Genomic DNA, 12690 nt, shown 5'->3' on the forward strand with positions numbered 1-12690 from the left:
ACCTATGCTCAAATTTTCAGCATTTAGGTGATGGTCAAACAACAGTGACTTTAATTTCCTGAATAGCCGCCAAATTTTTATCGCCCGTCAGAAACTGATCGGCGCCGGACGTTATAGCGCAAGCCAGTTGAATGGCATCGGGTGTGCGTAAGGAACCGGGATGATTGGCGCGCAACTCGGTGGCTACGTCGATAACGTTGGCATCAAGTTCGACCACTTCCAAGCCCGGCAACCAAAAAAAACGGTCATAAGAATCCAACAATGCAGAGTTTTTTGATTTCAACGGCAATACTCGACATTCCAGAAAAGACAAACGCGATACGACCAGTTGTCCGTTCGATTTCAGTGCTTCATGAACCAGCACACGGGTTTTCCGGCCTTGTTCTTGCTGAGATTCGATCAAATAAATGATGCTGCAAGCATCCAGAAACAGCTTCATGGCCTATCCCATTCGTCACGTAAGGCCTGAAATTCAGCGTCAATTTCCGAGTCGCTGCGTTGGGCGACCGGCAGGCTTTGCAGGAAACTCAACACAGCCTCGTTTGCGCCGGGTTCGATTGTTGAATCGGATTTTGATTCCAGAAACTCGACAAAATGCAGGACTTCCAACGCTCTGTCTTGGGGTAGGGTTTTGACGTGTTGGTAAATGGTGTCGGCGATGTTCATTTGATTGGTCTCCTAATGGTAGCCACGATAAGGCGTTTGCAGGATTCGAATTTTTTATCATTCCCGAAGGTTGGCGTAGAAATGTAGTTACATTTTCTCAAAAAGACTATTCATTTTTGGCTTGCAGGTAAGAATGCAAGTTTTCAGCCAGCGACTGTAAATCTCCAATTTGACACTCCCAAATAACTAAAGCGTTCCAACCTAGTTTCTTAAGGTCGATAATATTCCTACTATCTCTGCTCTGATTATCTGCAAGTTTCTTTTTCCAAAACTCCGGTTTTCCGGGTAGATTGGAATAATGCAATCGGTTGCGGTAACCCATTGATCTCGCCCGTTTTTCACAGACACATTGCTAAGCGACATTTTTAAGTTCAAAAGCTTCAGGGGATAGATAGCCCAATTTGGAATGAAGCCGTTTTCGATTGTAATACACTTCGATATAGTCGAAGACCTGTTGCTTGGCCTCTGCACGAGTCATAAAGCGTTCGCCATGAACCGCCTCGACTTTTAAGCTGTGGTTCCAGCTTTCCATCGCGGCATTGTCGTAACAATCGCCTTTCTTGCTCATGCTGCAAACCAGCTGGTGTTTCTTGAGCAGTTTTTGGTAAGCCGCCGAACAATACTGACTTCCGCGATCCGAGTGAACGATAACGCCCTTGGGCAAATGGCGTCGCCAGAGCGCCATGATCAACGCATCACAAACGAGCGTTGCGGTCATTCGTTCGGCAATGGCCCAACCGATCACGCGCCGTGAATACAATTCCAGGACGACAGCCAAATACAGCCAGCCTTCCTCAGTCCAGATATAGGTAATGTCGGATACCCATTTTTGATCGGGAGCCGTCGCCTCAAAGTTCTGCGCCAATAGGTTTGGCGCCACCGGTAAGCTGTGATTACTGTTGGTGGTGGCTTTGTATTTTTTAGCGGCTTTGGCTCGCCAGCCATGCCTTCTCATAATCTTGGCGACAGCATGTCGACTGGCTCGGTGCCCTTCGTCGTTCAATCGCTTGGCGATTCGGGGCGAACCGACACGATTTTTTTCGTCCTCAAAAATACGTTTCACTTCGACCGCCAATGCCTCGCGAATTTGGTGGCGTTTCGACGGTGGGCGCTTTTTCCATTGATAATAACCGCTCCTGGAAACCGATAAAAGTCGGCACATCAAACCCACCGAAAATTCCTGTTCGTGTTGCTGAATCATGGCGTACCTCACCGGGACTGTTTCGCAAAGTACCCACAGGGCATAAATACGCCGCCGCCTTTTTTAAAAAAGCGACTTCTTCTTCCAGACGCGCATTGTCACGTTTGAGTCGCGCAAGTTCAGCTTGTTGCTGCTTTTGATCTTCGAAGGATTGGCCTGTATGTCGGCTTTTAGATTGCCAGCCATACAGCATCGATTGGGCAATGCCTAAATCCTTGGCTGCTTGCGGAACACCATCTCGTTGCGCCCAATCGATGGCTTGCTCTTTAAACTGAAGGGTATAGCGATTGCGTTTGGTGGCTTCGGTTTCAGGTTTGTTCGTTTTCATAAGACTCCTCAGGATCAGAGAATAATCTCTTAACTGGATGTCTGTGAAATCCGGGCAAGATCATCTTGTTGCTTCGCTGGTATTTGGACGTCAACAATTCAAAACTTTGGCGGCCAGTTCCGTCCGATGTGTCAAGCAATTGCCGAAAAGGAATGATTCATCGGGCCAAAGCCCCGCGGCAACTGCTGCCTTGGCCGGCCGTGCAACCGTAACAATGGGCGGCGGTGGCGATGGGGGCGCCTTGCAGTGGGTGCAGGTGCAACTCGCTGATATGAGTTTTGGGTTTGGTTACGGCGCCCAAGGGCAAATCCAGCATCTGATTGAAATCGCAATCGTAGACATAGCCTTGCCAGTCGATGCTGAGGGTATTCAGGCACATCAAATTTTCAAGGTTCTCGGCGCGAAAACTGTTTTTCAATAAACTCAGATAAGATTCGAAGCGGCCATGACTGACCAAGGCGCTACCGAAACGCTGAATCGGCATATTGGCGATGGCAAACAGGCGGTTGAAGACGATACCGTAGTGTTGCTGCAAGTGCTGTTTGTAGGCCAGTTCCAGATTATGTTGATCGGGCGGCAACACTGCGTCTTGCGGGTTGAACACCAAATTCAATTCCAGTCCGCTGTCCGGCTGGCCATAACCCAGCCGATTCAGCCGCTGCAAGGCCGCCAGGCTGTCTTTGAACACGCCTTTACCGCGTTGTTTGTCGACATTTTCTTCCAGATAACACGGCAGGGAGGCGACGATGTTGACCTGCTGCGCGGCCAGAAACGTCGCGAGATCGGCGTATTCCGGGTCTTCCAGAATGGTCAGATTGCAACGATCAATCACCTCGATGCCTCGATCACGCGCGGCTCTTACCAAGTATCGAAAATCGGCATGCATTTCCGGCGCGCCGCCGGTTAAATCCAGCGTGTGAATGTTGGCGGTTTCGGCCAGCGCCAGCACTTGATCGATAGTCTCTCGACTCATCATCTCGGTACGTTTGGGGCCGGCGTTGACGTGGCAATGCACGCAGCTCAAGTTGCATCGATAGCCCAGATTGATTTGCAAAATCTCCAATGGCTTGCGAAAAATAGCCGGGAAATCGCTGTTGACCAGCAAAGATTTCGTATCGTGCATGCTTAATCCTTGGAAAACCAGATGTCGCCATAAGCGGCGGAGACTTGGCCGCCGCTGTTGTCGGTATCGGTCATGATGGCGACGGCATCGATGGCGGACAGGTCTTCACCGAAGAATTGCTTGAAATCGGCCCGGACATTGCGTTTTTCGTGTTCCCAGACATTCAAAGGTGCTTCCTGATCGCGTAAAGCCATCATCATCGCATGATCGCCGGCAAAAGCATTCGGCCAGACGCTGTCCTTTTTGCTGTTGCCGGTCCAGACATAATTGATGGCCTTGGTTTGCCAAAACGCCAGACCGCCTCTGATCACCACGTACACCCGCGCCGCATAATCATCACCAACCTTACTTTGTTCGTTCAAGCCGGATAAACGATTACCGATGCGCCACGACCAGTTCAGGAATGGCGTTTGCGTTAGGTCGATCCGTTGCGCCTTGAACAGGCCGGAACCGGCGGCGTGGCTATCGGCCACCAGCGCGGTCACGCCGTCGAGTGTTTGCAATCGGTATTGGGTTTCGCCTTTAAAGCTTTTATGTTCCCAGCCCTCCAGACGATTCTGGCTGAACTCGCCGATAGGTAGTTTATTATCGGCAATCACTGGATGATGCGGCAGCAAAATTGCCAGGCACAGCAATAGTTTATGCGTCACCAATGTCAATCTGGCGCTGATATGAGCCGGGTACAGGAGAATTGTCATAGTCGGTCGTCCAAGTTTTACTTGATGCGGATGTCACCACGCCTTTCCAGTCAATAATAAAACGAGCGCGGCAAGCCAACTTAGTTTTTCTACACACTCTGTCGTGACTGACGTGGATTCGTTACAAGTGACTTAAGTAATGTAGCGCTTGGAGCGCGACACACTATTATTCACCCGGCCCTAATTCTGGGCCGGGTGAATAAGCAAAAACTAGCGCCGATGCGGTTGATCTTCATGGTTGAAAAGGTTAGCTTATCAACCTCTTCGGGTGCCCTTCCTTATTAGACCACGACAATGTCCCCCACTATTTCCCAAGGCGCTGCTAATTGAACACTCCCCCCCCAGCAGAAGATCTTAAAGCACTTGTCCAACGTATCAAGCACTGGGGCGAGGAATTGGGATTTCAGCAGATTGGTATCAGCGATACGGATTTGAATACCGCCGAAGAGCATCTGCACAACTGGCTGGATAAGGGCTTTAACGGCGAGATGCAATACATGGCCGCACACGGTTTGAAACGCAGTCGGCCGGCTTTGTTGCAGGAAGGTACGCGCAGTATTATCTCGGCACGAATGGATTATTTGCCGGAAGCATCGGCAACCAGCAAGCAATTATTAGACGACCCGACCGCCGCCTTCGTATCCCGGTATGCCTTGGGGCGCGATTACCACAAACTGCTGCGGAATAGATTGCAAAAACTGGCGGACAAAATCGCCGAGGAGATTGGTCCGTTCGGCTATCGGGCGTTTGTCGACAGCGCACCGGTTTTGGAAAAAGCCATCGCCGAGAAAGCCGGCTTGGGCTGGATAGGCAAGCACAGCAATCTAATCAATCGCCGCGCCGGCTCCTGGTTTTTTCTCGGGGAAATTTATACCGACTTGGCCTTACCTAGCGATCAGCCAGTCGGCAACCACTGCGGACAATGCAGGGCTTGTTTGGATATTTGCCCGACGCAGGCCATCGTCGGCCCCTATCAGGTCGATGCCCGCCGTTGTGTATCCTATTTAACTATCGAATTGCACGGCAGCATTCCGGTGGAATTGCGGCCTTTGCTCGGCAATCGGATTTACGGTTGCGATGATTGCCAGTTGGTGTGCCCGTGGAATCGCTTCGCCAAACTCAGCGCAGAAAGCGATTTCAAACCCCGGCATCGTTTGGATCAGGCGACTTTGCTTGAATTATTTAGCTGGACTGAAGCCGAATTTCTGCAAAAAACCGAAGGCTCGGCCATTCGCCGCATCGGCCATCAGCGTTGGCTGCGCAATATCGCCGTGGCACTGGGTAATGGCAAAGCAACCGACGCGGCTAAGACGGCATTGAGCGGCAGATTGAGTAACGATTCGGAGATGGTCCGCGAGCATACACAATGGGCTTTGCAGAAATTGGCCAGTCTGAGCATTTAGCGGGAACTTCTGATAATTCATAATCGTCTTTCCAGCACAAGCAGGAGCCCAGTGCAATTAACAAACGGGATGCCCACAACCCCAGAAATGGCGAGTACGAGAGATTAACACACTAGACTGATAGCCGCCCCTTACCGCAAAAACTCAGGCTAAACATGCTTTGATTACTTGAAGTCAAATGAAGTCAAGGTGTATTCTTAGACCCAGCTAACAGAATCCGCTCGAGGCCAAACATGCTGGTCACCGCCTCTTCCAATCAAACCTCGCTATATCGGCTGACCGGCCGCAGCCTAGCCGCGACCGGCGCACAAGCGTCTGCCGAACCCCTCGCCCAAGCCGCGAAAAGCGGAAGCGCCCAATCCGGCCAATACAGTCCGGAACAGCTAAGCCAAATTGCCGAGCTTAAAGCCCGCGACCAGGAAGTTCGAGCTCACGAACAAGCTCATTTAAGTGCCGCCGGCGGTATCGCCGTCAGCGGGGCTCGTTTTACTTTTGTGACGGGGCCGGATGGTCAACGTTACGCTACCGGCGGTGAAGTGAGTATTGATGTCTCGGAGGTTTCCGGTAACCCGGAAGCCACCCTGCGTAAAGCGGAAACTATCCGCCGCGCGGCATTAGCGCCGGCCAGTCCATCAGGCCCGGATCAAAGCATCGCCGCCAAGGCTGCGGCTATGGCCAATAAAGCCCGCGGGGAATTGTTAAATTCGCAAAAACAACCCAGCCGTAACGGCGAACTCCTCGACCTGACCGCCTGATCAACGCGGCGCAAACTCCAGACCGAAGCCTACGTCCGGCTCCACCCTCACCACGATAGCCGTTTGTATCGGCGCATCGTCAAATTCGGTGGTTTGCACTTCCACTAGCGCGCCTATCGGCGGGATCAATTCGTTGGCACAGAGTAAAAACAAGCCTGTTTCGGAAAAATCCCGCATATCCAAAACCACACCCTGCGCTGAAGCCGGCACCGTCATTTTAATTTTGGCACGATGCTTTAGGCGCGGGTGCCGGCGCTTGTTATCAATCACGAATTCTCCTATCTCGTTTCGGTTCTATCGCAAGTGTAGTGATAAAGGCAACCGCTGATAATTAGCGACCCGCGCCAACCTGCCATCTACTCGCCTAAACCGCGCATAATTAAATACAATCCCAAACTTACCATCGCCAAGCCGCTAAGCAATTTCAGCCAACGACCTTCTTTTTGCTGCAAGCGGCGCTGACTCAGTGTCACGACCCCCACACCCAGCACAACGACGTCATCCAGCATATAGGCCAGATTGTACAACAATAAATAACCGTAATAGTCCAAGCCGTTCAATTCCCGCAAGGTGAGTATGCGCGTGTAAAGGGCTGGAAATCCGGAGGTACACAGCAACTCAACGATCTGTACCAACAGAGCCAACACCACGGCACCCAACATCGCGCCCGCCAAATTGTCGGCTTGCAGGATCCGCCGGATCCGGTTGTAAATGCCGGGTTTGGCGGCGGCGGGAATCGACAGGGAAACACCCACGCCAAACGCCCAAAAATCTTTCAGATTGATCGCACCGGCCAACACGGCAATGCCGGCAATAGCCAATTCCGAGGCCCGCGATAAGCCTATCAGTAAAAACAGATTCAACCAGGCGGCCATAAACACGAAATAAGCCAACCCTTCGACCACAATGAACGTGCCGGCCACCGCCAACATCCTGGGCCGGTTTTGCATAGGCGCCAGCATCGAAATCATCAGAATCAACACCCATATCGAACAGGGATTGAAGCCGTCCAGCAAGCCCATGGCTAGCGTGAAGGCCGGCAAGCCGACCTCGTCAAGACCGATCCGCCGGCCGAACAAATTCACGGCAAAAACGTCCGGTTCGGGCGGCGCCGGCTGGCTAACCGGCACGTCGCACGACTCGCTGACCTGTACTTCGCAGCTACCGGCCTCCGCATCGGACGCTTCATTCGGCGGCGCACCGGCAAGCAAGGCATTCCTAATCAAACCGCTACTACCAGCTTCTGCGGAATAACCGACGATATATTCGCCACGCACCAGAAATGTCGGCAATCTGATTGGCCCGGCTTGCCGGGATTCGGCAATCTGTTGCAATCGTTCCAAAGCGGCCGGCTCGGCAGAGATATTGCGAATAACGATTCTTAAATCGGGTTGCTCGATTTGCAGGTCCGCCAAAAATTGTTCGGCTTGTTGGCAATGCGGACAACCGTTACGCACAAAGGCTTCAATATCAACCCGGTTTTCGACCGCGCCGACAGTCGGCATGGTTGCCAACGCAAGCACCAGCACCAAACCGAAACGCATCAGTATCGACGGTAGCTGAGCCAAGCACTCCGGAAACAGTTTTAGTATCAGCACTCGCCTATCCTCCTCAATAACTCCAGCAATCTGTGCGGAAGTACGCATTTTATTAGATAATAACAAGTTAAATGAACTGCGCCGAACCAGCCGGTGCCATTTTCGCCCCATTCACACAGCCGCCGCTAACTGCTGCTGGCGAGATCAGATACCGACTTAATGCCTAGACGACCCAGAAGCAGCAAATCGACCGTTAGACGCAGAAAATCGCAACCCCAAGCATCATGGCTGAAACGCTCGCTGGTTTCGCTGGTGCTAATTGGGGCTTTCGTATTGGCGGTGTATGTCAGCTACCTAGATTACACGGTGCGTCAGCAATTCGAGGGCAAGCGTTGGTCCATTCCAGCCCGCGTATATGCCAGCCCGGTCGAGTTGTACGCCGGTTATGAAATCTCCAGCAAAAACCTGGAAGACTTATTGCTTGAATTGCATTACCGTCAGGACAATCAACTGGCTGGCGAAGGCTCGTATTACATCAAGGGCGGCCAGATCAATATCCGTACCCGCGCCTTCAATTTTGGCAACACGCCTCAGGACAGCCGCAAAATCAGCGTTAGTTTCACTAGTGGCGGCATCGGCAGTATTACCGACTCCGGCACCGGCGAGAGCTTAGCTATCGTGCGCATGGACCCGGTGCAAATCGGCAGTTTTTACCCGACCCGCAAGGAAGACCGGATTCTGATCAAACTGGACGAAGCGCCGCAAACCCTGGTGCAAGGCCTGCTGTCTACCGAGGACAAAGATTTTTACAACCATTTCGGCATCTCGCCCAAGGGCATCGTCCGCGCCATGTGGTCGAACGTGAAAGCCGGCGGCATGGTGCAAGGCGGCAGTACCATCACCCAGCAGTTGGTGAAAAACTTTTTCCTGAATCCCAAACGTACGCTGCGTCGCAAGCTTAAGGAAGCGTTGATGTCGTTTATTCTGGAATATCGCTACAGTAAGGACGAAATTCTGGAAGCTTATTTGAACGAAATTTTCCTGGGCCAGGACGGCGCCAGTGCAGTGCATGGCTTTGGCTTGGCTAGCGAATTTTATTTCGGTCAATCTTTAAAAACCCTGAATCTGCATCAAGTCGCCACTTTGGTGGCTTTGGTACGCGGACCGTCCGAGTACGATCCACGCCGCAATCCTGAGCACACCTTAGAGCGCCGAAACATCGTGCTGGATGCGATGCACACTGAAGGTTTTATCGACGAGCAGCAACTGAGCGAAGCCAAAAAACAACCCATTGGCGTCGCGACAGTGATTCATCGCTCCGCCAATCGCTATCCGGGTTTTATCGATCTGGTGAAACGCCAACTGAAACAGGAATATAAAGAAGACGATCTGACCTCGGAAGGTCTGCGCATCGTCACCACCTTGGATACCCGCATCCAAGACACATTGGAAAAATCCATTGCCAGCAAACTGAAGCATTTAGAGAGAAGCCCGAAAAGTAACGATCTGGAAACCGCCGCCATTGTAACCCGTCGCGATAGCGGCGAAATTGTCGCACTGGCCGGTGGCCGCGACGCCGAGGACACCGGATTCAATCGCGCTTTGGACGCTGTACGGCCGATAGGTTCGCTGATCAAACCGGTGGTCTATTTGACCGCACTGGAATACCCGGACCGCTACACCATCGCCACGCCGATCAGCGATACCCGCCTGGAAATTCCAGCCGAAAGAGGCAAAACCTGGTCGCCGGACAATTACGACAATCAGGAACACGGCATCGTGCCGCTGCATAGCGCCCTCACCCACTCCTACAATATGGCGACGGTGCGGATTGGCATGGACATTGGCTTGGCCAAAGTCGCCAACACCTTAAAAAGCATGGGGGTCAGCCGGCCGGTGGATTTGTTTCCGTCCTTCCTGTTGGGCGCGCAACCTTTGACGCCGCTGGAAGTCACGCAGCTTTACCAAACCCTGGCCGGCGACGGTTTTGCCACGCCGCTGCGCTCGATCCGCGCGGTAAACGCCGCCGACGGCAAAGCCCTGCAAAGTTATCCTTTTACCGTGCGTCAAGCGGTCGACCCTGCCGCCACCTTTATTACCAACACGATTTTGCAAGAAGTGATGTACGCCGGCACCGGCCATTCCGCGTATAACTATATGCCGCAAAACATGGCCTTGGTCGGTAAAACCGGCACCACCAATCAATTGCGCGACAGCTGGTTTGCCGGTTTTAGCGGCGATTTTCTATCCGTGGTGTGGGTTGGCCGCGACGACAATAAACCGACCGGCTTGACCGGTGGAACCGGCGCCTTGCAAATCTGGTCCGAGCTGATGCGGCAAGTGTCGAAGAAGCCGGTCAGCCTGGTACCGCCTGATAATGTACAGATGACCTGGATAGATACTGCCAGCGGCTTGCTCAGCAATGAAGGCTGCCCCGGCGCTAAATTGATGCCGTTCGTGGATGGCTCCGGACCCAGCCAATTTGCCGACTGCGGAGCAAGTCCGGAATCCGGCGAAAGCTGGCTTAATAACCTGAACCCTTTTTAACTATGTTGCTTAAACACATTTTTGCTCTGATTTTCCTGATCGCCACCGCCCAGTCAGCCTGGGCCGACGATGCGCCGATTACTCGGCTGAAAAATTTTTTAGCCAGTAGCGCTGCCTTATCGGCTGATTTTAAACAAATCAGCTTCGATAAAAGCGGCCGTCCGGCGCAAAACAGCCTCGGCAAATTTTATCTAAGCCGACCCGGTAAATTTCGTTGGAACTACCAAAAGCCCTTTGTGCAAGAGATTGTGTCGAATGCCGGCAAAGTCTGGTTTTACGATGCCGATTTGGAACAGGTGACGGTCAAACAGTTGGACGATTCGCTAGGCTCCACTCCCGCCCTGTTGTTGACCGGCGAAGTGGATATAGAGGAAAAGTTTATCCTACAGGAACAAGGCAAAGAAGACGACGGGATGAACTGGGTGAAACTATCGCCCAAGAATGAAGAAAGCGGGTTCAAGTACATTTTGATCGGCCTGAACGGCAACCAATTGGGCGGTATGGAACTGAGCGACAATTTCGGACAATTAACCCGGATTTATTTTTCCAACATCCAGCTCAATCCCAAGCTGGACGATGCCTTGTTTAATTTCAAAGCGCCGAAAGGCGTGGATGTGTTCGAAAACTAACCAGTATCAGGCTGGTTTACTAATCCCCAGCTTTTCCATCCGCGACCGCAAAGTCGTGGATGGCACGCCCAAAATCTTCGCCGCCCCCTGATTTCCGGCAATTCGCCAGGACGTCGCTTCCAGCGCTTTCAAAATATGCGCGCGCTCGGCTTCGTCCAGCGTGACGATAGGTGCAGCGGTCGGTGCGCCGGCACCCATCACATTCACGCAATCGACGGCGGCCAGTTGACTGCCCTTGGTTAAAATCACCGCGCGCTCGATGATGTGTTGCAGTTCGCGAATATTGCCGGGCCAGAAATAGCTTTGCAGATCGGCCATCATCCGTTCCGGAATCGATTGGATTTTCTTGCCGAATTTTGCCGCGTACTTATCGATGAAATGTTTCACCAAAAACGGCACGTCTTCCTTGCGCTCGCGCAGCGGCGGCAAATTGATGGGGAAGACATTCAGACGATAATACAAGTCGGCCCGAAATTTACCTTGCTGAGAAAATTGCGCCAAATCCCGGTGAGTGGCGGCGATGACCCGCACATCACAAGTCAGGGTTTGCGTGCCACCGACCCGCTCGAACTCGCCTTCTTGCAAAACCCGTAACAACTTGGCCTGCATCTCCAACGGCAATTCGCCGATTTCATCCAGAAACAAAGTACCGCCGTTAGCGAGTTCGAAACGTCCCAATTTGCGGGCAATCGCCCCGGTAAACGAGCCTTTCTCGTGACCGAACAACTCGCTTTCCGCCAGATTTTCCGGGATTGTCGCGCAATTCAATTTCACCAGAGTCTTGTCTTTGCGGGCACTGAGATTGTGAATCGCCCGGGCGATCAATTCCTTGCCGGTACCGGTCTCTCCGGTAATCAAGACTGTTGCGTCGGTATTAGCTACCTGCCTGACCAGATCCATGGCTTGATGCAATGCCGGGGAGTTGCCAATCAATTCCTCGCCGTCCCGGCTGGCCAAGACCTCTTCTTGTAGATATAGATTGATGCCGCGCAAGGTATTGCATTCGGCTTCCGCCTGTTGCCGGGCTTTGCGTTCGTTGATGTCGCGCAAAATCAGGATATACAGTTTCTGGCCGATGGCTTCCACGCGGGAAATGGTAGCTTCGATAGGAAAAGTGCTCTCATCGGCGCGCACCGCGCTCATGCCTTCCGAGACCCAAATCGCCTGCTCCGCCGGTACGCCGTTGCGAAAATTAGTCAGGGTTTTGTAAAGCTCGGGCGACAAAAATCGATCCACCGCCCGGCCGATGTTGTCGGCGGCTTTGCAACGAAACATCTGTTCTGCTGCGTTGTTGAATAAGGTGATCCGCCCGGCTTCATCCAGCGTCAGAATCGCATCCATCGCATTCTCGAAAATCCGCGACAGGCGCTGCTCTTTTTCTTGCAACTCTAACTTTAACTTTTGCAGCGTCAGGTGGGTTTGCACACGCGCAAGCACTTCTTCGTACTGAAACGGCTTGGTGATGTAATCGACCGCCCCGACTTGAAAACCTTTTAATTTATCGGCGGTATCCGCCAAGGCGGTCATGAATAACACCGGAATATCGCGCGTCGTCGGAATGGTTTTCAGGGTCTGGCAAACGGTAAAGCCGTCCATGCCCGGCATCAGCACATCCAGCAAAATCAGGTCGGGCAATTGGGCCACGGCTTGGACCAGGGCAATTTCTCCCGTTTCCGCGCGCAACACGTCAAACCCGGCTTCATCGACCAAGCCTGCCAACTCTTCCAAGTTGACCGGATTGTCGTCCAACATCAAGATTAACGGTTTATCGCGCTGGCGCTTATGAGTCATGCCTATCTCCT

The 12690-nt window shown here is 52.6% G+C and carries 12 protein-coding genes and 1 pseudogene; 4 read left to right on the forward strand and 9 right to left on the reverse strand.

Annotated features, from left to right (window positions below; translation table 11 throughout):
• Positions 1 to 34 precede the first annotated feature (34 nt).
• The 6 genes and pseudogenes from ACR64Q_RS14045 to ACR64Q_RS14070 form a co-directional block, all read right to left on the reverse strand.
• Positions 35 to 439, reverse strand: a complete 405-nt coding sequence (locus tag ACR64Q_RS14045; RefSeq protein ID WP_313732146.1) for a type II toxin-antitoxin system VapC family toxin — start codon at positions 437 to 439, stop codon at positions 35 to 37.
• Positions 436 to 666, reverse strand: a complete 231-nt coding sequence (locus tag ACR64Q_RS14050; RefSeq protein ID WP_313732145.1) for a DUF2281 domain-containing protein — start codon at positions 664 to 666, stop codon at positions 436 to 438. Before ACR64Q_RS14050 ends, ACR64Q_RS14045 begins: the two co-directional genes overlap by 4 nt.
• 106 nt (positions 667 to 772) lie before the next feature.
• Entirely contained in the window at positions 773 to 988 is a 216-nt protein-coding gene (locus tag ACR64Q_RS14055; protein WP_313732144.1) for a hypothetical protein, read from the reverse strand.
• Between the two features lie 30 nt (positions 989 to 1018).
• A pseudogene (locus tag ACR64Q_RS14060) lies at positions 1019 to 2195 on the reverse strand (IS3 family transposase).
• A gap of 157 nt (positions 2196 to 2352) precedes the next feature.
• Positions 2353 to 3318, reverse strand: a complete 966-nt coding sequence (arsS, locus tag ACR64Q_RS14065) for an arsenosugar biosynthesis radical SAM (seleno)protein ArsS (protein ID WP_313732143.1) — start codon at positions 3316 to 3318, stop codon at positions 2353 to 2355.
• 2 nt (positions 3319 to 3320) lie between these two features.
• Entirely contained in the window at positions 3321 to 4016 is a 696-nt protein-coding gene (locus ACR64Q_RS14070; protein ID WP_313732142.1) for a DUF3047 domain-containing protein, read from the reverse strand.
• 326 nt (positions 4017 to 4342) lie between these two features.
• Between ACR64Q_RS14070 and queG the strand changes: the two genes are divergently transcribed.
• Both queG and ACR64Q_RS14080 read left to right on the forward strand, forming a co-directional pair.
• Positions 4343 to 5419 (forward strand): tRNA epoxyqueuosine(34) reductase QueG, encoded by a 1077-nt coding sequence (gene queG, locus ACR64Q_RS14075; RefSeq protein WP_313732141.1) that lies wholly within the window; start codon positions 4343 to 4345, stop codon positions 5417 to 5419.
• A gap of 233 nt (positions 5420 to 5652) precedes the next feature.
• Entirely contained in the window at positions 5653 to 6174 is a 522-nt protein-coding gene (locus ACR64Q_RS14080; RefSeq protein WP_313732140.1) for a putative metalloprotease CJM1_0395 family protein, read from the forward strand.
• Here ACR64Q_RS14080 and ACR64Q_RS14085 read toward each other — a convergent pair whose 3' ends face one another.
• Positions 6175 to 6444, reverse strand: coding sequence for a PilZ domain-containing protein (locus ACR64Q_RS14085; protein WP_313732139.1), 270 nt, complete (start codon positions 6442 to 6444; stop codon positions 6175 to 6177). It abuts the gene before it with no gap.
• Positions 6445 to 6530: 86 nt separating this feature from the next.
• Positions 6531 to 7772, reverse strand: coding sequence for a glutaredoxin family protein (locus ACR64Q_RS14090; RefSeq protein ID WP_313732138.1), 1242 nt, complete (start codon positions 7770 to 7772; stop codon positions 6531 to 6533).
• A gap of 159 nt (positions 7773 to 7931) precedes the next feature.
• Between ACR64Q_RS14090 and mrcB the strand changes: the two genes are divergently transcribed.
• A complete protein-coding gene (gene mrcB / locus ACR64Q_RS14095; RefSeq protein ID WP_313732137.1) occupies positions 7932 to 10259 on the forward strand; it encodes a penicillin-binding protein 1B in 2328 nt (775 codons plus the stop codon).
• A gap of 2 nt (positions 10260 to 10261) precedes the next feature.
• Positions 10262 to 10888 (forward strand): outer membrane lipoprotein periplasmic chaperone LolA, encoded by a 627-nt coding sequence (lolA, locus tag ACR64Q_RS14100; protein WP_020482613.1) that lies wholly within the window; start codon positions 10262 to 10264, stop codon positions 10886 to 10888.
• Positions 10889 to 10894: 6 nt separating this feature from the next.
• Here the strand turns inward: lolA and ACR64Q_RS14105 are convergent, their stop codons facing one another.
• Complete coding sequence (locus ACR64Q_RS14105) at positions 10895 to 12679, reverse strand: sigma-54-dependent Fis family transcriptional regulator (protein ID WP_313732136.1); 1785 nt, start codon at positions 12677 to 12679, stop codon at positions 10895 to 10897.
• Positions 12680 to 12690 lie beyond the last annotated feature (11 nt).

It is taken from the genome of Methylomonas sp. 2F7 (assembly GCF_057126975.1).

Bases quoted from the DNA above. Each gene is read 5' to 3' on its own strand.
- ACR64Q_RS14080 (WP_313732140.1), top strand. From the start codon at position 5,653: ATGCTGGTCACCGCCTCTTCCAATCAAACCTCGCTATATCGGCTGACC.
- ACR64Q_RS14050 (WP_313732145.1), bottom strand. From the start codon at position 666: ATGAACATCGCCGACACCATTTACCAACACGTCAAAACCCTACCCCAA.
- ACR64Q_RS14045 (WP_313732146.1), bottom strand. From the start codon at position 439: ATGAAGCTGTTTCTGGATGCTTGCAGCATCATTTATTTGATCGAATCT.
- ACR64Q_RS14055 (WP_313732144.1), bottom strand. From the start codon at position 988: ATGGGTTACCGCAACCGATTGCATTATTCCAATCTACCCGGAAAACCG.
- ACR64Q_RS14070 (WP_313732142.1), bottom strand. From the start codon at position 4,016: ATGACAATTCTCCTGTACCCGGCTCATATCAGCGCCAGATTGACATTG.
- ACR64Q_RS14105 (WP_313732136.1), bottom strand. From the start codon at position 12,679: ATGACTCATAAGCGCCAGCGCGATAAACCGTTAATCTTGATGTTGGAC.
- lolA (WP_020482613.1), top strand. From the start codon at position 10,262: ATGTTGCTTAAACACATTTTTGCTCTGATTTTCCTGATCGCCACCGCC.
- arsS (WP_313732143.1), bottom strand. From the start codon at position 3,318: ATGCACGATACGAAATCTTTGCTGGTCAACAGCGATTTCCCGGCTATT.
- mrcB (WP_313732137.1), top strand. From the start codon at position 7,932: ATGCCTAGACGACCCAGAAGCAGCAAATCGACCGTTAGACGCAGAAAA.